Annotated in this window: 25 protein-coding genes, 1 tRNA gene and 1 other RNA gene; 18 read left to right on the top strand and 9 right to left on the bottom strand. The window is 72.0% G+C overall.

What is annotated here, in order from left to right; all coding sequences use genetic code 11:
- The first annotated feature begins 131 nt into the window (after positions 1-131).
- The 9 genes from pruA to ML5_RS06400 all read left to right on the top strand — a co-directional run bounded on the left by pruA (position 132) and on the right by ML5_RS06400 (position 8004).
- The gene (gene pruA / locus ML5_RS06365; protein WP_013284222.1) at positions 132-1760 is read left to right on the top strand and encodes an L-glutamate gamma-semialdehyde dehydrogenase; all 1629 of its coding nucleotides are present in this window, start codon (positions 132-134) and stop codon (positions 1758-1760) included.
- A 134-nt stretch (positions 1761-1894) separates the two neighbouring features.
- Complete coding sequence (locus ML5_RS06370) at positions 1895-2410, top strand: PadR family transcriptional regulator (protein WP_013284223.1); 516 nt, start codon at positions 1895-1897, stop codon at positions 2408-2410.
- A gap of 35 nt (positions 2411-2445) precedes the next feature.
- A complete protein-coding gene (gene prfB, locus ML5_RS06375) occupies positions 2446-3567 on the top strand; it encodes a peptide chain release factor 2 (RefSeq protein ID WP_013284224.1) in 1122 nt (373 codons plus the stop codon).
- A 118-nt stretch (positions 3568-3685) separates the two neighbouring features.
- Complete coding sequence (ftsE, locus tag ML5_RS06380; protein ID WP_013284225.1) at positions 3686-4366, top strand: cell division ATP-binding protein FtsE; 681 nt, start codon at positions 3686-3688, stop codon at positions 4364-4366.
- A 64-nt stretch (positions 4367-4430) separates the two neighbouring features.
- Positions 4431-5306, top strand: coding sequence for a permease-like cell division protein FtsX (gene ftsX, locus ML5_RS06385; protein ID WP_013284226.1), 876 nt, complete (start codon positions 4431-4433; stop codon positions 5304-5306).
- Between the two features lie 133 nt (positions 5307-5439).
- Positions 5440-5919, top strand: a complete 480-nt coding sequence (smpB, locus tag ML5_RS06390) for an SsrA-binding protein SmpB (RefSeq protein ID WP_013284227.1) — start codon at positions 5440-5442, stop codon at positions 5917-5919.
- Positions 5920-6022: 103 nt separating this feature from the next.
- Positions 6023-6398: a transfer-messenger RNA gene (gene ssrA, locus ML5_RS31410) on the top strand.
- 194 nt (positions 6399-6592) lie between these two features.
- Positions 6593-7018, top strand: coding sequence for a hypothetical protein (locus ML5_RS06395; RefSeq protein ID WP_013284228.1), 426 nt, complete (start codon positions 6593-6595; stop codon positions 7016-7018).
- Between the two features lie 41 nt (positions 7019-7059).
- Positions 7060-8004: a hypothetical protein gene (locus tag ML5_RS06400; RefSeq protein WP_013474127.1), complete on the top strand. Its 945-nt coding sequence runs from the start codon at positions 7060-7062 to the stop codon at positions 8002-8004.
- Between the two features lie 3 nt (positions 8005-8007).
- Here the strand turns inward: ML5_RS06400 and mdlC are convergent, their stop codons facing one another.
- Both mdlC and ML5_RS06410 read right to left on the bottom strand, forming a co-directional pair.
- Entirely contained in the window at positions 8008-9600 is a 1593-nt protein-coding gene (mdlC, locus tag ML5_RS06405; RefSeq protein WP_013474128.1) for a benzoylformate decarboxylase, read from the bottom strand.
- A gap of 109 nt (positions 9601-9709) precedes the next feature.
- Complete coding sequence (locus ML5_RS06410) at positions 9710-10510, bottom strand: S-methyl-5'-thioadenosine phosphorylase (protein WP_013474129.1); 801 nt, start codon at positions 10508-10510, stop codon at positions 9710-9712.
- Between the two features lie 149 nt (positions 10511-10659).
- Here ML5_RS06410 and ML5_RS06415 point away from each other — a divergent pair, with 149 nt between their 5' ends.
- Together ML5_RS06415 and ML5_RS06420 are read left to right on the top strand one after the other, a co-directional pair.
- On the top strand, positions 10660-11250 hold the full coding sequence (locus ML5_RS06415) for a YqgE/AlgH family protein (RefSeq protein WP_013284232.1): 591 nt from the start codon (positions 10660-10662) through the stop codon (positions 11248-11250).
- Between the two features lie 88 nt (positions 11251-11338).
- Positions 11339-11411, top strand: a tRNA-Ala gene (locus ML5_RS06420).
- Positions 11412-11506: 95 nt separating this feature from the next.
- Here ML5_RS06420 and ML5_RS06425 read toward each other — a convergent pair.
- Positions 11507-11638 (bottom strand): hypothetical protein, encoded by a 132-nt coding sequence (locus tag ML5_RS06425; RefSeq protein WP_013474130.1) that lies wholly within the window; start codon positions 11636-11638, stop codon positions 11507-11509.
- 74 nt (positions 11639-11712) lie between these two features.
- On the bottom strand, positions 11713-12327 hold the full coding sequence (locus ML5_RS06430; protein ID WP_013284233.1) for a TetR family transcriptional regulator: 615 nt from the start codon (positions 12325-12327) through the stop codon (positions 11713-11715).
- 73 nt (positions 12328-12400) lie between these two features.
- Between ML5_RS06430 and ML5_RS06435 the strand changes: the two genes are divergently transcribed.
- On the top strand, positions 12401-12799 hold the full coding sequence (locus tag ML5_RS06435; RefSeq protein WP_013284234.1) for a VOC family protein: 399 nt from the start codon (positions 12401-12403) through the stop codon (positions 12797-12799).
- Here ML5_RS06435 and ML5_RS06440 read toward each other — a convergent pair.
- On the bottom strand, positions 12796-13884 hold the full coding sequence (locus ML5_RS06440) for an IS630 family transposase (RefSeq protein ID WP_013474131.1): 1089 nt from the start codon (positions 13882-13884) through the stop codon (positions 12796-12798). The two genes, ML5_RS06435 and ML5_RS06440, sit on opposite strands and share 4 nt — an antisense overlap.
- Positions 13885-13943: 59 nt before the next feature.
- On the bottom strand, positions 13944-14426 hold the full coding sequence (locus ML5_RS06445; RefSeq protein ID WP_013474132.1) for a DUF1772 domain-containing protein: 483 nt from the start codon (positions 14424-14426) through the stop codon (positions 13944-13946).
- Positions 14427-14496: 70 nt separating this feature from the next.
- On the opposite strand from ML5_RS06445, the gene ML5_RS06450 reads away from it, so the two are divergent.
- The gene (locus ML5_RS06450) at positions 14497-15441 is read left to right on the top strand and encodes an AraC family transcriptional regulator (RefSeq protein WP_083816929.1); all 945 of its coding nucleotides are present in this window, start codon (positions 14497-14499) and stop codon (positions 15439-15441) included.
- Entirely contained in the window at positions 15438-15779 is a 342-nt protein-coding gene (locus tag ML5_RS06455) for a VOC family protein (protein WP_013474134.1), read from the top strand. The genes ML5_RS06450 and ML5_RS06455 overlap by 4 nt, the downstream gene beginning before the upstream one ends.
- A gap of 18 nt (positions 15780-15797) precedes the next feature.
- Here ML5_RS06455 and ML5_RS06460 read toward each other — a convergent pair whose 3' ends face one another.
- Both ML5_RS06460 and ML5_RS06465 read right to left on the bottom strand, forming a co-directional pair.
- Complete coding sequence (locus tag ML5_RS06460) at positions 15798-16865, bottom strand: glycerophosphodiester phosphodiesterase family protein (RefSeq protein ID WP_013474135.1); 1068 nt, start codon at positions 16863-16865, stop codon at positions 15798-15800.
- A 153-nt stretch (positions 16866-17018) separates the two neighbouring features.
- On the bottom strand, positions 17019-19319 hold the full coding sequence (locus ML5_RS06465; RefSeq protein WP_013474136.1) for a DUF4153 domain-containing protein: 2301 nt from the start codon (positions 19317-19319) through the stop codon (positions 17019-17021).
- Between the two features lie 155 nt (positions 19320-19474).
- Between ML5_RS06465 and ML5_RS06470 the strand changes: the two genes are divergently transcribed.
- On the top strand, positions 19475-20371 hold the full coding sequence (locus ML5_RS06470) for a lytic polysaccharide monooxygenase (RefSeq protein ID WP_013474137.1): 897 nt from the start codon (positions 19475-19477) through the stop codon (positions 20369-20371).
- 1 nt (position 20372) lies between these two features.
- On the opposite strand, the gene mgrA is transcribed toward ML5_RS06470, so the two are convergent.
- Positions 20373-21362 carry an L-glyceraldehyde 3-phosphate reductase gene (gene mgrA / locus ML5_RS06475; RefSeq protein ID WP_013474138.1) on the bottom strand — a complete coding sequence of 330 codons (990 nt, stop codon included), beginning with the start codon at positions 21360-21362 and terminating at the stop codon, positions 20373-20375.
- Positions 21363-21419: 57 nt separating this feature from the next.
- Between mgrA and ML5_RS06480 the strand changes: the two genes are divergently transcribed.
- The 3 genes from ML5_RS06480 to ML5_RS06490 all read left to right on the top strand — a co-directional run bounded on the left by ML5_RS06480 (position 21420) and on the right by ML5_RS06490 (position 24340).
- On the top strand, positions 21420-22388 hold the full coding sequence (locus ML5_RS06480) for an aldo/keto reductase (protein ID WP_013474139.1): 969 nt from the start codon (positions 21420-21422) through the stop codon (positions 22386-22388).
- Between the two features lie 63 nt (positions 22389-22451).
- On the top strand, positions 22452-23693 hold the full coding sequence (locus tag ML5_RS06485) for a sensor histidine kinase (protein WP_013474140.1): 1242 nt from the start codon (positions 22452-22454) through the stop codon (positions 23691-23693).
- Positions 23690-24340, top strand: coding sequence for a response regulator transcription factor (locus ML5_RS06490; RefSeq protein ID WP_013474141.1), 651 nt, complete (start codon positions 23690-23692; stop codon positions 24338-24340). Before ML5_RS06485 ends, ML5_RS06490 begins: the two co-directional genes overlap by 4 nt.
- Positions 24341-24347: the final 7 nt, after the last annotated feature.

Genomic DNA, 24347 nt, shown 5'->3' on the forward strand with positions numbered 1-24347 from the left:
GCGGGGGCGTCTCGTGACAGAATCGGGCCAGGTCCCGCCGCCGCTGACCCCGCGGTGTCCGGCGTCCGGCCGCCGGCCGGCGCCAGCGGGTCCGGTTTCGCCGTCGCCGTCGAGATCGCCAGGAGCCTGTGATGGACGCCGTGTTCTCCGTACCCGAGCCGCTCAACGAGCCGGTGCACACCTACGAGCCCGGCAGTGCCGACCGGGAACGGCTCCAGCGGCGGCTGGCCGAACTGGCCGCCGAGCGGATCGAGCTGCCGATGACGATCGCGGGCGAGCGCCGGATGGCCGGCGGCGCCTCGATCGACGTGGTGCAGCCGCACAAGCACGCGCACGTCCTCGGCGTCACCGGGCACGCCACCCACGACGACGCCCGCGCCGCGGTCCGGGCCGCCAAGGACGCCGCTCCGATGTGGCGGGCGCTGCCGTTCGAGGAGCGGGCCGCGATCTTCCTGCGCGCCGCCGACCTGCTCGCCGGCCCCTGGCGGGACACGCTCAACGCGGCCACCATGCTCGGCCAGTCCAAGACCGCCGTCCAGGCCGAGATCGACGCGGCGTGCGAGCTGATCGACTTCCTCCGCTTCAACGTGCACTTCGCCCGGCGGCTCCTGGCCGAGCAGCCGCTGTCCTCGCCCGGGGTCTGGAACCGCCTCGACCACCGGCCGCTGGAGGGGTTCGTCTACGCGATCACCCCGTTCAACTTCACCGCGATCGCCGGCAACCTGCCGTCCGCGCCGGCCATGCTCGGCAACACTGTGGTCTGGAAGCCGTCCCCGACGCAGCAGTTCGCGGCGCACTTCACCATGCGCCTGTTCGAGGCCGCCGGCCTGCCGCCCGGTGTGATCAACATGGTCACCGGGCGCGGCGAGGAGGTCTCCGAGGTGGCGCTGGCCGACCCGGACCTCGCAGGTATCCACTTCACCGGCTCGACCAAGGTGTTCCAGCACCTGTGGAAGACCGTCGGCGACAACATCGCCCGCTACCGGGGCTACCCCCGGCTGGTCGGCGAGACCGGCGGCAAGGACTTCGTCGTCGCGCACCCCAGCGCCGACGTGGACGCGCTGCACACCGCGCTGATCCGGGGCGCCTACGAGTACCAGGGCCAGAAGTGCTCGGCCGCCTCGCGGGCGTACGTCCCGCGGTCGATCTGGGAGGGCGGGCTGCGCGACCGGCTCGCCGCCACCGCCGACTCGCTGACCTACGGCGACGTGACCGACTTCAGCAACTTCGGCGGCGCGGTGATCGACGACAAGGCGTTCGGCCGGCACACCGCCGCGCTGGAGCTGATCAAGGGCGACGACTCCTGCCGCATCCTGGCCGGCGGCACCGCCGACGACTCGGTCGGCTACTTCGTCCGGCCGACGCTGTTCGAGTGCTCCGACGCCGCGCACGAGACGTTCACCACCGAGTACTTCGGGCCGATCCTCGGCGTGCACGTCTTCGACGACGCCCGCTTCGACGACGTGGTCACCCAGGCCGAGTCGATCGCGCCGTACGCGCTGACCGGGTCGATCTTCGCGACCGACCGCCGGGTGGTGGACCAGGTGGCGGAGAAGATGCGGTACGCCGCCGGCAACTTCTACATCAACGACAAGCCGACCGGCGCGGTGGTCGGGCAGCAGCCGTTCGGCGGCGCCCGGGCCAGCGGCACCAACGACAAGGCGGGCTCCTGGCACAACCTGGTCCGCTGGATGTCGCCGCGGACGATCAAGGAGACGTTCGTCCCGCCGACCGATCACGTCTACCCGCACATGGGCTGAGGCGCTCCGAGAGGGCCCGTCCCGGCCGGGGCGGGCCCTCTTCCTCATCCGACAGTGCACATCGGACCCGTCATCGGGTGCCGAAATGAGCAAATCCTGGACGCCAGAGCCGACAAAGTGGCAGCTTAGAGGGCATGGCGGAATCCGGAGTCAACCCGACGGCAGCAGCTCTGCTCGGTCTGCTGCACGACGGCCCGATGACTGGCGGCCAGTTGATGGCCGCCGCTGAGCGCCGGCTGGCGCCGTACTGGTCGATGACCCGCAGTCAGGTCTACCGGGAGCTGCCGGTCCTGGCCGAGAAGGGTCTGGTGCGTCTCGGCAAGCCCGGGCCGCGGATGAGCCAGCCGTACGCGCTGACGGCGGCCGGGAAACGGACATTCTCCCGCTGGCTGGCGGAGAATCCCGGCAAGGACACCATCCGTAACCCGATAGCGCTACGGATCGCGTTCGGTGACCTGCACTCGTCGAGCCAGCTCAAGAACCTGTACGCGACGGCGAACGAGTACCACACCGAGGCGCTGGCGGCGGTGCGGGAGCAGGTCAAGAACGCCAAGAAGGAAGGCGACAGCTACGACGCCAGCGCGCTGGAGTTCGCCGTCGCCTACCACAAGGCGGCGCTGTCCTGGCTGAAGACCGCGCCCGTCGGCTGACCACCTGCGTCGACCAGGCAGTAGTCTTGTCTGTCGTGACCGCTGCCGATTACGCCGAACAGCTCAAGGACCTCGACGCCACGCTGCGCAACATCGAGGCTGTGCTCGACCTCGACAAGCTGCGCGAGCAGAAGGCCCGGCTGGAGCAGGAGGCCTCCGCCCCCGACCTCTGGGACGACCAGGCCAAGGCGCAGCAGGTGACGTCGCAGCTGTCGTACGTCAACGGCGAGATCACCAAGCTCGGTGACCTGCGCTCCCGGCTCGACGACGCCGGGGTGCTGCTGGAACTTGCCCAGGCCGAGGACGACCCGGGCGCGCTGACCGAGGTCGAGTCGGAGATCACCGGGCTGACCAAGGCCATCCAGGAGATGGAGGTCCGGACGCTGCTCTCCGGCGAGTACGACTCGCGGGAGGCGCTCGTCGCGATCCGGGCCGGGGCCGGTGGCGTGGACGCCGCCGACTTCGCCGAGATGCTGCTGCGGATGTACCTGCGCTGGGCCGAGCGGCACGGCTACCCGACCGAGGTCTACGAGACCTCGTACGCCGAGGAGGCGGGCCTGAAGTCGGCAACCTTCACGGTGAAGGTGCCCTACGCCTACGGCACGCTCAGCGTGGAGTCCGGCACGCACCGGCTGGTGCGGATCAGCCCGTTCGACAACCAGGGCCGCCGGCAGACCAGCTTCGCCGGGGTCGAGGTGCTGCCGGTCACCGAGCAGACCGACCACATCGACATCCCGGAGAACGAGGTCCGGGTGGACGTCTACCGGTCGTCCGGGCCGGGTGGGCAGAGCGTCAACACCACCGACTCGGCGGTGCGGCTGACCCACATCCCCACCGGCATCGTGGTGACCTGCCAGAACGAGAAGTCCCAGCTCCAGAACAAGGCGTCCGCGATGCGGGTGCTTCAGGCCCGGCTGCTGGAGCGCAAGCGGCAGGAGGAGGAGGAGAAGCTGGCCGGCCTGAAGACCGGCAGCACCAGCTCCTGGGGCGACCAGATGCGCTCGTACGTCCTGCACCCGTATCAGATGGTGAAGGATCTGCGTACCGAGCAGGAGACGGGCAATCCGTCCTCGGTCTTCGACGGTGACCTGGACAGCTTCATCGAGGCGGGAATCCGCTGGCGGAAGCAGCAGCAGCTCAGCGCTGACAGTGCGTGATCACGGTTGGACGCAGCGCGTCATCGATCTCGGTCTGACCGGGTAAATCGATGACGCGCACCGCTTCGGCGGGGCGTGGGGCTTGGCTCTGCGGTTACACCGCGTAGACTACCGACCCGTGATTCAGCTTGAGCAAGTGACGAAGACGTACCCGAAGGCGTCCCGGCCTTCGCTCGACAACGTGTCCGTCTCGATCGAGAAGGGCGAGTTCGTCTTCTTCATCGGTCCATCCGGCTCCGGCAAGTCCACCATCATCAAGTTGCTGCTGCACGAGGTCACGCCCAACAAGGGCCGGGTCGTCGTCAACGGCAAGGACGTCACGTCGATGCGTTCCTGGAAGCGACCCCACTTCCGGCGTTCCATCGGCTGCGTCTTCCAGGACTTCCGGTTGCTGCCGAACCGCACCGCGTACGAGAACGTGGCGTTCGCGCTGGAGGTGATCGGTAAGACGAAGGCGGTCGCCCGCCGGGTCGTGCCGGAGGTGCTGGAGCTGGTCGGTCTCGGCGGCAAGGAGCACCGCTACCCGCACGAGCTGTCCGGTGGTGAGCAGCAGCGTGTCGCGGTGGCCCGGGCGTTCGTCAACCGGCCGCTGATCCTGCTGGCCGACGAGCCGACCGGAAACCTGGACCCGGACACCTCGATCGAGATCATGCGCCTGCTGGACCGGATCAACCGCACCGGTACGACCGTCGTGATGGTCACGCACGACTCCAACATCGTGAACCAGATGCGGCGCCGGGTCATCGAGATCGAGAGCGGCCGCATCGTGCGCGACCAGGCCCGGGGCGTCTACGGCTGAGCCGGCCGACGTTCCGTAGACCCTGACGACGAAACCTCACGCCGGAGAGCCGGAGGATATCCCGATGCGGATGAAGTACGTCCTGTCCGAAGTACTGGTCGGGCTGTGGCGCAACGTCACCATGACCATCGCCATGATCATCACTATGGCGGTGTCGCTGTTCATGCTGGGCGGCAGCGGCCTTCTCTACCAGAAGGTCGGCGACATGAAGGACCTCTACTACGAGAACGTCGAGGTCTCGATCTTCCTGAAGACCGATGCCACCAAGGAACAGGTCGACGCGCTGGGCCAGCAGCTCGGCCAGGACCCGCTGGTAAAGGACTCGACGTACGTCAACAAGGAGCAGGCGTACGAGCGCTTCCAGCAGATGTACGCTGACGCCCCGGACCTGGTCAGCGCCGTCAAGCCGGACCAGCTTCCCGAGTCGTACCGGGTGAAGCTGAACGACCCGGAGCAGTACAAGGCGATCTACGACAAGTACAAGGCCACCGAGGGCATCGACACGATCGTCGACCAGAGCAAGCTGCTCGACAAGGTCTTCGGCGTGCTCAGCGGGTTCCAGAACGGCGCCCTCGCGATCGCCACCGTGATGGCCATCGCCGCCCTGCTGCTCGTCGCGAACACCATCCAGGTGGCCGCGTACAGCAAGCGGCGTGAGGTGGCGGTCATGAAGCTCGTCGGCGCGTCGAACTGGTTCATCCAGGCGCCGTTCGTGCTGGAGGCGGTGGTGGCCGGTCTGTTCGGCTCCATCCTGGGCCTGCTCGCGTTGGTCGGGGTGAAGCTGCTGTCGGCCGGCAGCTCGATGGCGGCCCTGGAGGGCCTCATCACCCCGATCTCCTGGTCCGAGATCTTCCTGACCTTCCCGCTGATGGCCGCCGTCGGTGGCGTGGTCAGCGCGGTCACCGCCTGGGTCACGCTGCGCTTCTACCTGCGGGTCTAGTCACCTCGTACGGCTCACCGAGGGCCCTCCCGCGCCGGAATAAACGGCGCGGGAGGGCCCTTGTGGTTCCGGTAGCATGATCTCCGCTCGCCGGCCGGTGGCCGGTGAGTCGATCAGGAAGGGGGTGGCGCCGATGCCACGGGAAAAGGGTCGCAAGGTGGTCGCCTCCAACAAGAAGGCGCGCCACGACTACGCCATCCTCGACACGTACGAGGCGGGCATGGCGCTCACCGGCACCGAGGTCAAGTCGCTGCGGGCCGGGCGGGCGTCGCTCGTGGACGCGTTCGCCCAGGAGCGTGACGGCGAGATCTACCTGCACGCCATGCACATCCCGGAGTACGCCCAGGGCACCTGGACGAATCATGAGCCCCGGCGTACCCGGAAGCTGCTGCTGAACCGGCTGGAGATCGACCGGCTGCTGGGCAAGCTCAAGGAGAGCGGCCTGACGCTGGTGCCGTTGCAGGTCTACTTCTCCGACGGCTGGGCCAAGGTGGAGATCGGCCTGGCGCGGGGTAAGAAGTCGTACGACAAGCGCCAGGACCTCGCCAAGCGGGACGCCGACCGGGAGATCGCCCGGGCGGTGGGCCGGCGCGGCAAGGGCATGGCTGAGTGATACGTCCGGTTCGTCCGGTGGCCCGCGTCGAGCGGGCCTCGGGATGAAACCGGTTGCGCCAGGCGTTAGGCTTGGTGTGCTGCCGACAGGGGCAGCGCTTCGAGGGGGTGACTGGTTTCGACTTCGTACGCAGCGACAGGGGAAGCGAGCCGAGGAAGCCGACGTCGTCTCGAGAATCGGTCGTCGGAAACCAATAAGCGCCAAGAACAATCGCGCTGACTTCGCTCTCGCCGCCTGAGGCGAGTAGCAAGTCTGTCGGCCTGGGAGCGCCTTCGACCCAGTTAGCCGGCATCAGCTAGAAGGCTGGCCAATCGGACCCGGTCGCGGGGTCCGTGCGGCGAGATCAATCAGCGACTGGGCCCGTCACACCAACTTGCTCGCGTGAGCGGTGGGGCCGAGTAGAGGCATAGCGAGCTGCGCTCGGAGAAGCCCTGACAAACCGGCGAAGGACCCGGGTTCGATTCCCGGCACCTCCACCACACGGCCTGTGCGCCCCGGTCCACCCGGACCGGGGCGCACAGTCGTCTCTGGGGCCGCCATCCCTGGGGCCTGCGGGGCGGCTGGGGCCGGTGATGCCCGAGAGGCAGATGAGGCGGCGCGGACCGCTGGACAGGCCCTCGAACCAGGTCCACCATCGCCATACGGGTTCGCACCCAGCAGAGGGAGGTGTCCCATGGTCACCAGTCCGATCCAGCAGCCGACCGCCGTGCTCCCGAGCGCCGTCGGTGACCTGCGCGCCCTCGGGCGGGCACCGGCCACCGGGCCGCGCTGGCGGGAGCGACTTCTCACCGATCTGGACCCCGTCCGGCGGGGCTTCACCGAACACGTCCGCGTCACCGAGGGAGTGGGTGGGCACTACGCCGACCTGGTGCGCGCCGCGCCACGGCTGGACCGGGGCGTACGCCTGCTGGTCGGCGAGCACGCCGCGATCAGTGCGGCGCTGGCCGCGCTCCAGCACGCCGTACGCCTGCCCGGGGTGTCCGCCGCGGAGGTGCGGGCCCGCACCCGCGACCTGGTGCGCGCGCTCGACCGGCACCGGCGGCACGGCGCCGACCTGCTCTGGGAGGCGTACCAGGCCGACCTCGGCGGCGAGGACTGAGCCGGGGGGAACCGGCCGGGACGGGCAGGCGTCCAACCCGTATGCGTCGCGTGCTCGCCCTGCTCGGGATCCCGTTGCTGGCCCTCTCCGCCTGCGCCACGCCCGGCGCCGATCCGGGGGCGGCCCCGCCCGCCGGCCCGGACCAGCGGACCGCGTTCACCGAGCGGGCCGAGGAGGTGGCGGCGGGCTGGCGGCCCGGGCCGGGCTGGCGCGACGGGTACGTGCCGATCCAGGACGCCACAGTGCTCACCGGCGACCCGGGCTTCACCGAGGAGACGAAGACGGCGTTCGGCGCCGGCTGGTACCGGGACCAGATCCCGATGCCGGCCGACGTGCCGAAGGACGCCACGATCCGGTTCCCCGACGGCACGCTGCGGGTGCCGCTGGTCAGCGCCGCCGACGCGTACGCCGAACTCCACCAGGGCGACCCGCCGCCGTGCGACGGGCGCCCGGCCGCACCGGACCCGGCACCGACCGGGCGGCCCGGCCCGAACGACCCGGTGTCGACCTCGGCGCCGGGCGCGTGCGTGGCGCTCACCGTGACCGGGGTACGGCTGGACACCGCACCGGTCTGGACCAGCCGAGGGCGTGCCGAGGTGCCCGCCTGGCTGTTCACAGTGGACGAGCTGGCCGTACCCGTGGCGCGGATCGCTGTCGCACCGCGCGTGACCGGCCGGGCCCCCGGCGGCGCGGTGCCTGCCCGGCCGCTCCCGGCGGGCCTGGTGTCCGCGCAGCAGCTGCGGGCGGTCGACGGCGACCGCATCGACTACCTGCTCGGCGTCGGCGCCTGCGACGGCCCGCCCACCCCGCTGGTGCTGGAACGGCCGGACGTGGTGGTGATCGGCGGCGCCGTCGTTACGCCCACCGGCCCGTGCACCGCCCAGCTCGTGATGAAGCCGGTGAGCGTCACGCTCGACGCGCCGCTCGGCGGCCGGGCCGTGCTGGACGCCGCCAGCGGTGCCCCGCTGACCGTACGGCCCGGCTGAGACTCACAGGATCCGCGGCACGTCGGTGCTGATCGGCACCGGCAGCACCGTCGGCCGGTCCGCGCCGAGCGCGGCGGCGAGCGCCGCACCGAGCCCGTCCGGCGTGGTCACCTCACCGGCGCAGCCGTAACCGTGCGCCACCGCCGTCACATCCAGCCCGGGCAGGTCCAGCGCCGGCACACCAGGCGTGTGCTTCAGCTCGGCGAACGCCTTGAGGATCGCGTACTGCTGATTCACCGGGACCACGACGGCGAGCGGCAGGCGCAGCCGCGCCGCCGTCCACAACGCCTGGACCGAGTAGTGGAACGAGCCGTCGCCGACCACCGCGACGACCGGGCGGCCACGCCCGGTGTCGCGTTCGGCGAGCGCCATGCCGACCGCCGCCGGTAGCCCGAAGCCGAGACCGCCGCTGGCCATCGTCAGGTACGAGCGGGGCCGCTCGATCGGCAGCCGGCGGCGCAGCGCGGCCAGGTTGGACGGCGACTCCTGCACCAGCACCCCGTCCGCCGGCCACACGGCGGCGAGCGCGGCGAACAGCGCGTCGGCGCTCGGCGGGTCGGCCGGCTCCGGCAGGGCCGGCTGCGGGCGCGGTGACGGCGCCGCCCGGTCGGTCGGCGGCAGCAGCTCGCGCAGCGCGGCCATGGTCAGCCCGGCGTCGCCGAGCAGGCTCTCCCCGACCGGAGCGCGGGCCGCCTCGTCCGGGTCGTCGGTGACGTGCAGCAGCCGCGCGTCACCGGGCAGGTAGTCGCCCGGCACGTGCGGGTAGTAGCGGAACACCGGCGCGCCCACCACCAGCACCACGTCGTGGCCGCGCAGCGCCTCCGACAGCGGCCCGATCGCGTACGGCAGCACGCCCCGGAAGTGCGGGTGGCGCTCCGGGAACACGGCGCGCTCCGGCGCCGGGGCGGCCCAGACCGGGGCGGCCAGGTGTTCGGCCAGCGCTACCGCGTCCGTCCAGGCGTCCGACCGGTCCACCGCCGCGCCGAGCACCAGCGCCGGGGTGCGGGCGGCGGCCAGCGCGCCGGCGAAGCTCCGCAGCCGGTCCGGGTCCGGCGCGATCCGGGTGGCGACGGTACGCACCTGCGGCGGCGGGTCGGCCGGACGGTCCCAGTCGTCCATCGGCAGGGAGAGGAACACCGGCCCGGCGGGTGGTTGCACCGCCGAGGCGTACGCCCGCATGAAGGCCGCCGGGATGTCCTGCGCGCGGGCCGGCTCGTGGGCCCACTTGACGTACGGCTGGGCCAGCTCGACCGCCCGCGGGCTGGCCAGGCGTGGCTCGATCAGCAGCATCTCGCGGGTCTGCTGGCCGGCGCTGACGATCAGCGGGGTCCGGTTGTGCCAGGCGGTGACCAGGTTGCCCATGCCGTTGCCGGTGCCCGGCGCGGTGTGCAGGTTGACGTGCGCGGGCCGGCCGGTGCCCTGGGCGTAGCCGTCGGCCATCGCGACCGCCGACGCCTCCTGGAGCGCGTGCACGTAGTGGAAGTCGTCCGGGAAGTGCTGGAGGAACGGCTCCTCGGTCGAGCCGGGGTTGCCGAAGACGGTGGTCAGGCCGAGCACGCGCAGCAGGTCGTAGGTCGCCTCCCGCACCGTCGCCATCGCCGGCTGCCTCCGTTCCGCACGCGGATGCCGGAGCCGGCCCGGTGCCCAGTCTCCCGACCAGCCGAATCTATCGGGCCGAAGGCGACTTTTCGGGCGCTTCCCGCGCTCAGGGCAGCGGGAACGGCAGCTTGATCCCGTCCAGGGCGCTTCCGCACTCGCACTCCCGCTCGGTGGGCAGCGCCGCCACGGCGTCCAGGAGCAGCCCGCGCAGCCGGTCCGTGTTCTCCGCGAAGACGCGGAACACCTCCTCGTGGGTGACCGACTCGCCCGCCTCGACCCCCGCGTCCAGGTCCGTCACCAGCGCGATCGACGTGTAGCAGAGCGCCAGCTCGCGGGCCAGCACCGCCTCCGGGTGGCCGGTCATGTTGACGATCGTGCCGCCCATCGAGGCGAACCAGCGCGACTCCGCCCGGGTCGAGAAGCGCGGACCCTCGACCACGACGACGATCCCGCCGTCCACCGCCGGCACGCCCCGACCGGCCGCCGTGTCCAGCAGCGTGCGCCGCCCCGCCGGGCAGTACGGGTCGGCGAACGACACGTGCACCGCGCCCCTGTCGTAGTAGGTCTGCGCGCGCCCGCTGGTGCGGTCGATCAACTGATCCGGCACCACGAACGTCCCCGGCCCCAGCTCCGGCCACAGGCCACCCACCGCACAGGGCGCCAGCACCTGGCGTACGCCGAGCGACCGCAGCGCCCACAGGTTGGCCCGGTAGGGGATCAGGTGCGGCGGGTACCGGTGATCGCGCCCGTGCCGGGGCAGGAACGCCACCCGGCGACCGCCCACCTCGGCGACCGTGATCGGGCCCGACGGCTCGCCGTACGGGGTGTCCACGACGTGTTCCACCCCGTCGAGCAGGGCGTAGAGCCCCGACCCGCCGATCACCGCCAGTTCGGCCTGCGCCGCCATCCGGCCCTCCCTCGATCCGTCGTGATCACCCGCCCGTCAGACCTTAACCAGCGGGCCGGACGCAGGCTATGGTGCGTGACATGGCGTTGACAGGGTGGACGGTCGACGGCCTCGGGCCCGTACGGGCGCACGGCTGACGGGTGTCGGACATGCAGAGTGAGGGGCAGGCGATCGGTGGCCGAGCCATGGAGTCGATGACCGGACGACTGCTGGTCGCGACACCGGGGCTCAAGGATCCGAACTTCGACCGTACGGTCGTGCTGCTCGTCGCCCACGAACCCGGCGGCGCCCTCGGGGTGGTGCTGAACCGGGCCACCGAGGTCTCCGTGGCCGACGTGCTCGGCGACTGGAGCGACCTCGCCCGCGACCCGGCCGTGCTGTTCGAGGGCGGCCCGGTGCAGCCCGACTCGGCCATCTGCCTGGCCCGGATGCGGCACCCCGTCCGGCCGGTCAAAGGCTTCCACCGCGTCTCCGGCGCGGTCGGCACCATCGACCTCTCGGTCGACCCGGAGAAGCTGCGCGAGGCCATCGGCGGCATCCGGGTGTTCGCCGGCTACTCCGGCTGGGGTGCCGGGCAGGTGGAGCGCGAGATCGAGGAGGGCTCCTGGTTCGTGTTCGACGCGCTGCCCGGCGACGCCTTCGTCGACCGGCCGGATGATCTCTGGCCGATGGTGCTGCGCCGGCAGGGCGGCATGCTGGCCGCGGTGGCCCACTTCCCGCCGGACGTGGCGCTGAACTGAGCCGGGTGCGGGTGACCCCGCGAGATGACCATGCCGGGCGGCGTGTGTATAGTTCTCTCCGTGCCCGGGCGACCGGGGACGACCGCAAGGGGCCGTGGCGCAGCTGGTAGCGCACCACACTGGCAGTGTGGGGGTCAGGGGTTCGAGTCCCCTCGGCTCCACCCAAGCGAAAAGCCCTGGTGAGAGACAATGCCTCCCACCAGGGCTTTTGTCATTCGTCGATTTCTCGGGTCGCAATGTGCCAGATCGTGTCAGATCAGGCGCTGAGCTTGCCGCGCGCCTCTTCGATCAGGGCGTCCAACGCGGCGGCGATGGCGTGATCGCGGTCACGGGTCGCGTGCTGGTAGATCATCGCTGCCCGGGTGCTCGTATGGCCGATGCGCGCCATCAGTTCTTTGAGCGTCGCGCCGCTCTGTGCTGACCATGTGCTGCCGGTGTCACCTTCGAAGGCCGCACCACCAGCTAACCGTGCCGGACGGGTGCGGTGCGCGGCCCGCGGAGGCACTGAAGCAGGCGCAGCAGATCGGGCCACGTCTCGACCAATGCGGCGTCCCGGTCCGGGGCTTCGGCGATCCGTAGCACTGCCTCGTTCATCGCGCCGGAGAGCAAGGTGGCAGTTGCCTCGGGCGAGTTGACCTCAAGGTGCCCGGCTGCTGCCAGCGTGGCCACCGCCTCGGCCAGGTGGTGCCCGGAAGCGGCCGCGTCCTGGCTGCGCCACGTGCGCCAACCCATCACCGCGGGCGCGTCGACCAGCAGGATCCGCCGGTGTGTGTCGTCGACACTGGCGGTGAGGAACGCCCGGCAGCCGGCGACCAGGCCGTCCCATGGATCGGCGACCGCTTCGGCAGCGCTGGCGACCGCAGCGGCGACCCGCTGTTGCGCGGCGGCTGCGACGGCTTCGAACAGGTGCTGCTTGTTGCGGTAGTGATGGTAGACCGCACCCCTGGTGACCTGGGCTGCGGCGGCCACCTCCTCCAGGCGGACGGCCGTGTAGCCGCGTTCGGCGAACAGGGCAGTCGCGACGTCCCGGATGCGCCGGCCGGTGATCTCGCTCTGCTCCTTGGTGGCTCGCGCCATGCCGCACTCTTCCTTTACATGCTCCGTGTATGTATATTCCTTTACCTGCACAGTGTATGTAAAGGAGTTCGCCATGACACTCGCCAGCTCGTACCCGGTCCTCATGACGACCGACGTGACCTCGGCTGCGGCCTTCTACCGCGAGCACTTCGGGTTCCAGCCGACCTTCGAGACGGAGTGGTACGTGAGCCTGCGCCGCGACAACTGGGAACTGGCGGTGCTGGACAGCAGCCACGAGACCATCCCGGCGGCCTACCGCGGGCCGGTCGCCAGTGGGATGCTGCTCAACCTGGAGGTGGACGATGTCGACGCCGAGTGGGAGCGCCTGCGGCACCTGGAGGTCGTGCTTCCCGTGCGGACCGAAGAGTTCGGACAGCGGCACTTCATCCTCGCCGGCCCGGACGGTGTCCTGATCGACGTCATCACCAACGTGGAACCTGCGGAGGAGTACGCGGACAGGTTCATCTCCTAGTGTCCCGAGTCGTTAATTCGTCTGCAGTACGCGGCGAGGGATTCGAGGATCTCGTCGGCGGTGCGGGTCCATACGAACGGTTTCGGGTCGGCGTTCCAGGCGTCGATCCATGCGCGCACGTCGGCTTCGAGAGCGGCGACGCTGCGATGGGTGGAACGGCGCAGTTTCCGGTTGGTCAGTTCGGCGAACCAGCGTTCCACGATGTTGAGCCATGACGAGTAGGTCGGCGTGAAATGCAGGTGGAACCTCGGATGCTTGACCAGCCACTGCTGGATCTGCGGCGTCTTGTGGGTGCCGTAGTTGTCGAGGATGAGGTGCAGGTCCATATCCGGTGGTGTAGCCCGGTCGATCGTGCGCAGGAACCGCAGGAACTCCTGATGCCGGTGTCGGCGCTGGGTCTGCCCGATCACTCGGCCGGTGGCCAGGTCCAACGCGGCGAACAGGCTGGTGGTGCCGTGACGGACGTAGTCGTGGGTCTGGCGACTCGGCGCGGCCGGCATCATCGGCAGCACCGGCGCCGTGCGGTCGAGGGCCTGCATCTGGCTCTTCTCGTCCACCGCCAGGACCATCGCCCCGACCGGCGGGTCGAGGTACAACCCGACGATGTCGCGGACCTTCTCGATGAACTGCGGGTCGGTGGACAGCTTCCAGTCGTCCACCAGGTGCGGCTTGAGCCCGAAAGCCCGCCAGATCCGCGACACCGCGGTCTGGTTCAACCCGACCGCCTTGGCCATCGACCGTGTCGACCAGTGGCTGTCGCCGCGCGGCGGCGCCTGCTCCAACGTGGCCACCACCACCGCCTCGACCACGTCGTCGGTCACCTTGCGCGGCGCGCCCGGGCGAGGCTCGTCCGACAAGCCCTCCAGCCGCCTGGCGATGAACCGCGACCGCCACTTACCCACCATGTCCCGTGACACACCGAGTTGCGCGGCCACCCGCGTGTTCGGCGTCCCGTCCGCACACGCCAACACAATCCGCGCCCGCATCGCCAACGCCTGCGACGACTTCGCCCGTCGCGTCCACCGCAGCAGTGTCTGCCGCTCGTCGTCGGACAGCACCAACGACCCCTGCGCCTTCCCTGGCATAAACAAAGTGTAGGCGAATTAACGACTCAGGACACTAGCATCTCGCAGGCAAACGGCGCTCAAGCGGCGCGGCCCGCGAGCACCAGCGCCCAGCACAGCGCGCCGAACCCGGCCGTGCTCGCCAGCGTCCGGACCACGTTCCAGGTGACCCAGGCGGACTCGAAGCGCTCCCGAGCCGCAGCGAGATCGGCGGAACCAGCCGCCGCGAGCGCGTCGTTCAACGGCACGTTCACCGCCACGGTGACGACGAACATCACCAGGTAGAGAGCGAGCCCGGCGACGATCCACGGCAGCGCCGGCCGGGCCGCACCCCGCCACGCCAGCACCGCCGCGAGCGTGGCCAGCACCGGCGTACCCAGGAACGCCAGCAGGAACCAGCCGTTGACGATGGTGACGTTGATGCGCTGCATCGCGTCGACGAACGTGCGGTCCTCAGTGCCGCGCAGCGCCGGCATCACGGCGTACGCGAATGCGGCGAACAGGCCCGCCATCAGCCCGGCCCCGACTGTGGCGCCGGCCAGCGTCAGTTGTACGAGTCGCATGTCCTCATCGAACCGCCGTGCGGTGAGACGGCACATGGTCAGGACGCGCGATCCTGTGTTCAATCGTCTCGTGGACGCCGTCTCCGGCCTGCTCGACGGTCCCCGTGCGCGGGGCGCCTTCCTGCTGCGTTCGATCCTCACCCCGCCCTGGTCGATGCTGATCCGGGACGAGGCGCCGCTCACGCTCGTCGCCGTGGTGCGGGGCGACGGCTGGATCGTGCCGGAAGAGGGCGAGGCCGCGCGGCTGACCGAGGGTGACGTGGCGATCGTGCGCGGTCCAGCCCCGTACACGGTGGCGGACGACCCGGCCACGGCGCCGCAGGTGGTCGTGCACCCGGGCCAGCACTGCACCACTCCCGACGGGCGCGAGCTGTTCGCGATGACGCGGTGGGGCGTACGCACCTGGGGCAACGGGCCGGACGGCCGGACCGTGCTGCTCACCGGCACGTACCCGGTGCGGGGCACTGTGGGGCGGCGGCTGCTGGACGCGCTGCCGCCGCTCGCGGTGGTGCGGCGCGAGTCGTGGGACACGCCGCTGGTGCCGCTGCTGGCCGCCGAGATCGTCAAGGACGACCCCGGCCAGGAGGCGGTGCTCGATCGCCTGCTCGACCTGCTGCTCATCGCCGCGCTGCGGGAGTGGTTCGCCCGGCCGGGCGCCGCCGCGCCCGCCTGGTACCGGGCGTACGCCGATCCGGTGGTCGGCCGCGCGCTGCGCATGCTGCACGACGACCCGGCCCGGCCGTGGACGGTGGCATCGCTCGCCGCGGAGGTGGGGATGTCCCGGGCGGCGCTGGCCCGGCGGTTCACCGCGCTGGCCGGCGAGCCGCCCATGGCGTACCTGACGGGCTGGCGGCTGGCGCTCGCGGCCGATCTGCTCCGCGAGCCCGGCGCCACGGTGGGCGCGGTGGCCCACCGGGTCGGCTACGGCAGTTCCTTCGCCCTGAGCGCGGCGTTCAAACGCCGGTACGGCGTGAGCCCGCGCCGGCACGTCGACCCGGATAGATTGGCCGGATGACTGTCGACCTGTTCGCCGGCGTCCCGGTGCGCGATCTCGCGGTGGCGACGGACTGGTACGAGCGGCTGTTCGGCGCACCGCCGCAGTTCCGGCCAAACGACAGCGAGGCGGTGTGGGAGCTGGCCGAGCACCGCTACCTCTACGTCGACGTGCGGCCCGAGCACGCCGGTCACGCCATGCAGACGGTCTTCGTCGACGACCTCGACTCCCGCGTCGCGGCGATCACCGCCCGCGGTCTGACGCCGACAGTGCAGGAGACCTACGACAACGGGGTCCGGAAGGTGATCTTCCACGATCCGGACGGCAACGAGATCGGCTTCGGCGGCGGCCCGGCCTGACCGGGCCGCCGCCGGACCTCAGCGCGCCCGGTACGCCTTCGGCAACCGCATCCCGCGTTCGGCCATGAGCTGCCGCACCCGGTTCGGGTAGTCGGTGATGATCCCGTCGACGCCCATGTCCATGAGCGCCGCCACTGTGGGCATGTCGTCGCAGGTCCAGGGGATGACCTTGAGCCCTCGCGCGTGCGCGTCAGCGATCATCCGGCGGTCCGGGTGGAAGCGGAAGTTCGGGTCGGCGATCGTGCCGTTCTGCGGGAACCCGTAGTTCGGGGACAGCGCGGTCACGCCGGGGATCGCGGCGGCGGCCCGGACGAAGTCGCCGCCGAAGTCGTCCACGTCCAGCCCGCCCAGCCACGGCGACGCGCCCGGCTTGCCGACCTGGAGGAAGTCGTAGTTCGTCAGCGCCACGAGCGGCCAGCGCGGCGCGAGCCGGTGCATCTCCCGCAGCGCGCCCCAGTCGAAGGACTGGATGGTGATCTGCCGCTCGATGCCCGAGCGCCGGATCTCCTCGAAGACCCGCCGGACGAACAGCTCACGCGGCGCGGTCTGCTCGGGCGCGCCCGCCTCCACCTTGGTCTCGATGTTGAGCGTGATCCCGTGCGCGCGGTAACGCTTCACCAGGTCGAGCACGTCGCGCAGCTCGGCCATCCGGACACCGGCGATCTGCTCCTGCTCGGGGAAGCCGGGCAACTGCTGGTAGCCGCAGTCCATGGTCCTGATCTGCGAGAGCGTGAGGTCCTTGATGTACTTCCCGACGTACGGGTAGGCCGGGTCGCCGGGCCGCACCGGGGCGGTGTCGCGGCACTTCTGCGCGCTGACCTGCCGGTCGTGCGTGACTACCACCTTCTCGTCCCGGGTGACCTGGGTGTCCAGCTCCAACGTGGTGACGCCGAGGCGCATCGCCTTGGCGAACCCGGCGAGCGTCTCCTCGGTGGTCATCCCGATGCCGCCACGGTGGGCCTGAAGGTCGAAGTGGGTCCGCTGCGGCGGTACGCCGGGACGGTCGGCCGGACCTGCGTGGGCGACGCCCGGCACGGCGAGCACCGCGCCGGCGACGAGTGCCGTCACGAGCTGACGGGTGGACATGGAGAAACCTCCGCTACCTCGGTTGTCGTTCGCGCAGCCGAAGCTAGGTGCGGAGTCGGTGTCCGCCGTGGCGTCGAGGTGAGGAGCGGATGAACGGTCGCCGGACGGCTGCCGGTGGCCGGGCCGCGGTGGTCCGCGGCCCGGCCTGCGACGTCAGCGGGGACGCCGCGTCTTCGGCAGGTCGAACTGGTCAGCCCGTCGGCAGTCCTTCGGACCGCCGATCGCCTGCGGGCCGACCTCGTCGAGGGCCTTACGGGCGCGCTGGCGGCCCAGGTTCCAGGCGTACCAGGGATCGGGCTCGGCCAGGTCGTCGGCGATCCAGCTCAGCGTGCACCGGCGTACCGGGTCGGGGAGCTTGGCGAGTGCCGGCGTGGCGTCGGCGGACAACGCCCGCAGGTACCAGGCGTCGATCTTGCCGGTCTGCTCGTACCGCAGCGTGTTGCGGCGGGCGACGTAGTCCTCCGGGTTGAGCACGGCCAGGCCGAGCAGCATCGCCACGGCCAGCGCGAGCGTGGTGCCGGGAATCCACCGGCCCCGCCACTTGACACCGGCCGCGATGATCATCAGGAAGACCGTGCCGAGCAGCATCTCGAACGCCATCACGAAGATTCGCTCGCCGGTGAAGCTGTAGACCTTCTGGTACGTCCACATCCGGGACAGCGCCGACGCCACGATCACCACGCTCAGCGCGCTGATCAGCCCGAGCAGCACGCGCAGCATGATCCGCTCGACCGGCCGCTCCCGGCGTGCCCAGCGGCTCACCCCGCCGAGCACCGCCACGGTCAGCAGCGTGACGAAGAGCAGCTGCCAGAAGCCGCTGCGCGCGTACTCGGCGTAGCTGAGCCCGGCGACCCGCTGCACGTGCTGCTGCCCGCCGAAGAGCGTGGTGAACTGCACCACCACGAACCCGGCGAACAGCAGCGTGAGCGCGCCGATGGCCGGGGCCCACTCCAGCAGGCCGAGACGGCGCTCACCCTCGCGATCCACTGTGGACAGGTCGGGCGGCGCGGCGAGCGTGTAGAGCGCGGCGACAGCGATCAGCCCGCCCACCACTGCGAGGAACAGCCAGCCGAACACCGTACCGAGGTTGATCTCGGGGACGAGCGAGCCGAGCGCCTCGGAGAACGCCGCGTCGGCCGACGCGAGCAGGCTGCCGAAGACCACGAGCACCACGACCGTGGCGACCACCGAGACGGTCACCTTTCGCACCGTCGCCTCCTGCGGCGAGGCGGTGATGTGCCGGCGTACCCACGGCAGGCCGCGCAACGCCGCGAACGGCGTCGCCACCAGGCCGAACAGGACCGAGCGCACCAGCCGCCCGCCGATGATCGCGAGGGTGGCGCAGCCGAGCGCGCCGAGCACGCAGAACGTCACGAGCCACCAGGCGTTGCGGAACGCCGGCACGGCGATCAGGGCCAGCGCGGCCGCCGCCCACCCGGCCCGGATGAACTTGTCGGCGCGCGGCAGCTCCGCGGTCTTCGACCGGACCGCCAGCACCACCGCGAGCGTGAGCGTGAGCCACCCCAGGAACCAGCCGACGCCGACGCGGCCCAGCGGCACGAAGACCGCGCTGCCGACCGCAGCGGCCAGCACCGCGAGCGGCACGGCCCGCCCGGTCGCCGCCTTCGGGCCGGGCCACCGCGCGCCGAGGAACGAGGTCCGCGGCACCTGAGGTCGCGGCGCCCACGTCGGCGCCTGCGGGTGCCCGCTCCACCCCATTCCGGGGTACGGCGGCGCGGGCACCGGCCCACCGCCGTGCGGAGGCGGCGTGCCCGGAGCACGTTGCGCACCCGGCGCGGGCGGCGGCCCGGAGGCCGGCTGCGTGCCCGGCGCTGCCCATGACCCGGAGGCCGGCTGCGGGCCCGCGGGAGCGGCAGACGTCTGCGAGGCCCCCGCCGGGTCTGAGGTCGCGGAAGTGGCCGTCTGCGGAGCGCCGTCGCCGGGACGCGCGCCGGCCTCACCGGAGCCGGCCGTGGCCGCCCCCGCTGCGTCGGCGCTCGCGACGGACGGCTTCGAGCCGGCCGCCTGTGTAGTGGCCGAAGCCGCCGGGGCGGCGACAGCCTCTCCGCCCGTCGGCCGGTCGGCCGGTGCGGCGGCGGGCTTTCCCCTACCTGTCGCTGCCGTCGTAGCGCCCTCCTGCGGGGAGCGCTCGGCGGCGGGCGCTGTGGCCTGGGCGGGCACCGCCGCCGCAGGCTGGCCGGTCGCCGTCTGCTGGCCGGTCGCCGGGACCAGCGGGAGGAACAACGCGTACCCCTGGGTGCCGGGTGGCACGGTGACCGGAATCGCCCAGCCGGGCTGCCCCTCGGCGCCCGGCCAGGGCACCGGCGCGGGAGCGCCCTCCATCGTGGGCAGGACCAGCAGGTACGGCTGTGCGGGGGCGGGGACGTCGCCCGGCGCGGGCCCGGCCGCGGGGGCGGCGCGGGACGGCTCGGGGGACGGGGCCGGCTCGGACAAGGGACGCTCCTCGATCACAGGGTTTCGTCACTGTAGGGCCCATCAGGTGTCCGTCGCCGCCCCGGTTGTCCGTTCGGTCATGCCGCCCCGGCCGATCGGCGCGGATCGAACCTTTGGCGGCTCGCGGCCGTACCAGTGCGCGGGAGGTCGATCACATGGCCGCACGTCGCGCGCTCGCCGCGCTCGCCGCCGTCGCCGCGACGGTGCCGCTGACCGCCGCGCCGGCCGCGGCGCACGGTACGCCGACCAGCCCGCTGAGCCGGGCCGCCGCGTGCGGGCCCGAGGGTGGCCGGGCGCAGACGCCCGCCTGCCGGGCCGCGGTCGCCGCCGGAGCGGCGGTACGCGAGTGGGACAACATCCGGGTGGCGCGGATCGACGGGCGGGACCGGGAACGCATCCCGGACGGGGAGCTGTGCAGCGGCGGGCTGTCCGCGTACCGGGGACTGGACCTGGCGCGCGCCGACTGGCCCGCCACCACGCTCACGGCCGGGGCCCGGCACACGTTCCGCTACCGCACCACCATCCCGCACCGGGGCACGTTCCGGTACTACGTCACCACCGGCTCGTACTCGCCTCGACGCTCGCTGACCTGGGCGGATCTGGAGGAGAAGCCGTTCCTTCAGGTCACCGACCCGCCGATCCGCGCGGGCGCGTACGAGATGCGGGGGCGGCTGCCGGCCGACCGTAGCGGCCGGCACATCGTCTATGTGATCTGGCAGAACTCGGACACCCAGGACACGTACTACTCCTGCTCGGACGTGATCTTCCGGGCGGCACGCGGTGCGTCGGACCCGCCGTCGGCAGCGCCGAAGGCGAGCGCGTCGCCCCCGCGTACCCTCGCCGTTCCGGCGGCCGACGACGAGCCGGCGGTGCCGGTCGCGACGGTGACCGACGGCGGACCGCTGTCCCGGCCGCTCCTGGTCGGCGCGGCGGCGCTCGTCGTCGCGCTCCTCGCGGCGGCGGTGGTCGGACTGCGGCGGACCGGCGGGCCGCCGCCCGGGCGGCCGTGCGGTGTCCGCAACCACCGCGCCGGGCGGCGCCGCATCTGGTGACTCAGCCGAGCAGGCGCTCGATCTCGGCCAGGTCGTCCCCGGCGAGGTCGAGGTTGTTCAACGCGGCCACGTTGCCCTCCAACTGCCCGACGCTGCTCGCGCCGATGATGAGGCTGGTCATGCGCGGGTCGCGCAGCGCCCACGCCAGGGCGAGCTGGGCCAGGGTCTGCCCGCGCCGCTGCGCCACCGCGGCGAGCCCCCGGACCGTCGCCATCGTCTCCTCGTCGAGGTCGCTCTCGTTCAGGAAGACGCTCGTGCGCACCCGGGAGTCGGCCGGGATGCCCTTCAGGTAACGGTCGGTGAGCAGGCCCTGGGCGAGCGGGCTGTAGGCGATGCAGCCGGCGCCGACGCGCTCCAGCGTGTCCAGCAGGCCGTCGCTCTCCGTCCAGCGGTTCATCATCGAGTACGACGGCTGGTTGATCAGCAGCGGCGTGCCCAGGTCGCGGAGGATCGCCGCGGCCCGCTCGGTCTGCTCCGAGTCGTAGTTGGAGATGCCGACGTAGAGCGCCTTGCCGGAGCGGACGATCGCGTCGAGCGCGCCCATCGTCTCCTCCAGCGGAGTCTCCGGGTCGAACCGGTGCGAGTAGAAGACGTCGACGTAGTCCAGCCCGAGGCGGCGCAGCGACTGGTCCAGCGACGAGACCAGGTACTTGCGCGAACCCCACTCGCCGTACGGGCCGGGCCACATCAGGTACCCGGCCTTGCTGGAGATCACCAGCTCGTCCCGGTACGGCTTCAGGTCGGTGGCGAGCAGCCGGCCGAAGTTCTCCTCCGCCGAACCGGGCGGCGGGCCGTAGTTGTTCGCCAGGTCGAAGTGGGTGATGCCGAGGTCGAAGGCGCGGCGGACGATGTCGCGCTGCCGCTCGAAGGGGCGGTCCGGTCCGAAGTTGTGCCACAGGCCGAGGGAGATGACAGGCAGCTTCAGCCCGCTCCGGCCGGTGCGCCGGTAGATCATCTCGTGGTAACGGTCGTCGCTGGCGAGGTAGGTCACCAGGCCATTCTGTCCGGACCGGAGTGCGCACGCAGCGGCGCGGGTACGTTCGGCCTCATGCGTTACGCGCGGCTCGACACCCCCAAGCCCATCTCCAAGATCGGCCTCGGCACCTGGCAGTTCGGCTCCAAGGAGTGGGGCTACGGCCCCGAGTACGAGCGCCGCGCCGCCGAGATCGTCCGGCGGGCGCTCGACCTGGGCGTCACCCTGTTCGACACCGCCGAGCTGTACGGCTTCGGCCGCAGCGAGCGCATCCTCGGCGCGGCCCTGGGCGACGACCGGGCCAAGGTCGTGGTCGCCACCAAGATCTTCCCGTTGCTGCCGGTCGCCCCGGTGGTGCAGCAGCGCGCTGTCGCCTCCGCCGCCCGGCTCGGCGTCGACGGCATCGACCTCTACCAGGTGCACCAGGCCAACCCGGTGGTCGCCGACACCACCACCATGCGCGGCATGCGCTCGTTGCAGGACGTCGGGCTGGTCGGCGAGGTCGGCGTCAGCAACTACGGCCTGCGCCGGTGGCGGTTCGCCGAGGCCGCGCTGGGCCGTCGGGTGCTGAGCAACCAGGTCCGCTACAGCATGATCGACCGCGGCCCCGAAGAAGACCTCATCCCGTACGCGGAGCAGGCCGGCCGGATCGTCATCGCGTACTCCCCGCTGGCGCAGGGTTTCCTCTCCGGCCGCTACGACGCCACGAACCCGCCCGCCGGGGCGGTACGCCGGGCCAACCCGTACTTCCTGCCGGAGAACCTGGAACGCGGCACCGCGCTGATCGCCACGCTGCGCGAGGTCGCCGACGCGCACGACGCCACGCCGAGCCAGATCGCGCTCGCGTACGTGCTGCGGCACCCGAACGTGGTGGCCATCCCGGGCGCCTCCGGGGTCGAGCAGATGGAACGCAACGCCGCCGCCGCCGAGATCGACCTCGCCGACGACGAGTACGCCGCACTCGTCGCCGCCGCGCACGCGTTCCGCCCGGTCACCGGGCTGGCCGCCGTACCCCGGATGGTCCGCGCCCGCCTGGGCGGGTGAGCCGGCCGGAATCTCCCCGGCACGGGGGAGCCGGACCGGTACGACGGGGCGGACAATGACCGGGTGACGGTCCGGGGGGTGTTCGCGCCGCTGGTGCGCGCCAGCACCTGGCGCCGTGCCGTGTTCCTGCTCCTCGGTGGCGTGCTCGCCCTGCCGTACGCCTTGCTGGCGGTGGTCTTCGCGCAGATGCTGGGGAACGCGACAGCGCCCCGCCCGCTCGTGCTCGGCCTGCTGGTGGTGGCCGCCGGGCTCGCCGTGGTGCCGGTGTTCCTGGCCGGCAGCCGGGCGCTGGAGATCGCCGCCGCCCGGGCGCTGCTCGCCGTCGACCTGCCGGAGCCCGCGCCCGGGCACCGGATCGACCGGGAGACCCGGCTGCGCGCCGCGCTCTGGATCGCCCTGCACCTGGGCACCGGCGCGGTGGTGTGGTTCGCCGCGATCAGCGCGTTCCCGATGGCGCTGGTCTTCGTCGCCGGCCTGGCCGGGATGGACACCGGCGCCGTGGCGGACCAGCGGTTCGGCCCCGTCGACCCGGCGCACCCGGTCCAGGCCGGGCTGGCCGGCCTCGCCGTGCTGGCCGGGCTCGGCTACGCCGTGGCCGGCCTGGGCGCGCTCGCCGCCTCGATGGCGCCGGTGCTGCTCGGCCCGGCCCAGGCCGAGCGGATCGCCGCGCTGGAGGCCCACGCGGTACGGCTGGCCGAACGCAACCGGCTGGCCCGCGAACTGCACGACTCGGTCGGCCACGCCCTGACCGTGGCGACCCTCCAGGCCGGCGCCGCGCGGGAACTGCTCGACACCGACCCCGAGTTCAGCCGGCGGGCCCTGACGGCCATCGAGGAGACCAGCCGCCGCGCCATGGACGACCTGGACCACGTCCTCGGGTTGATCCGCGAGGCCGGCGCCGCGACGGCACCCGCGCCGCAATCAACGCTCGCCGGACTCGACCGGCTGGTCGCCGCGGCCCGCGCCGCCGGGCTGGACGTCGAGTCCCGGGTCGACGGGGCGCTCGACGCGCTGCCCGCCGTGGTGTCCCGCGAGGGCTACCGCATCGTCCAGGAAGGGCTGACGAACGCGGCCCGGCACGGCCGTGGACCGGTCACGCTGCGAGTCGCCGTACCCCCGGAAGGGCTGGCGATCGAGCTCGTCAACAGCGTGCGTGGCGCCGCCGGGCCGGCCCGCGGCGGGCGCGGGCTCGACGGCATGCGGGAGCGGGTGCTGCTGCTCGGCGGCCGGCTGGACGCCGGCCCCGACGGGGATCGCTGGCGCGTCCGGGCCACCCTGCCGGTGCCGAGAGGGGAGGCCCGGTGACCATCGACGTGCTGGTCGTCGACGACGACGAACTGATCCGGGTCGGCCTGCGGGCGATCGTGGACGCCCAGCCGGACCTGCGTGTCGTCGGCGAGGCGGCGGACGGGGCCCAGGTGCCGCCGCTGGTCGCGAAGCTGCGACCGCGGGTGGTGCTGATGGACGTGCGGATGCCGGCCATCGACGGCATCCAGGCCACCCGCCGGTTGCTCGCCGCCTCCGCCGACCCGCCCCGGGTCCTGGTGGTCACCACGTTCGCCAACGACGAGTACGTCTACGAGGCGCTGCGCGCCGGGGCAGCCGGTTTCCTCCTCAAACGGGCCCGCCCGGCCGAGGTGGTGCAGGCGATCCGGGTGGTGGCGGCCGGGGATTCGCTGCTGTTCCCGGCCGCCATCCGGCAGCTCGTCGACACGTACGGGCGGCGCGACGGCGACCGGCTTCGCGCCGCGCGCCTGACCGAGCGCGAGGCCGAGGTGCTGCGGCTGATGGCCGCCGGCCTGTCCAATCCGGAGATCGCCGCCCGGCTGGTCGTCGGCGTCGAGACGGTGAAGACGCACGTCGGGAACGTGCTGGCCAAGCTCGGGGTCCGGGACCGGACCCAGGCGGTGGTCGCCGCCTACGAGTCGGGCTTCGTGATCCCGGCCGGTTGACCGGTCC

The sequence above is a fragment of the Micromonospora sp. L5 genome, assembly GCF_000177655.2.
Classification (GTDB): domain Bacteria; phylum Actinomycetota; class Actinomycetes; order Mycobacteriales; family Micromonosporaceae; genus Micromonospora; species Micromonospora aurantiaca.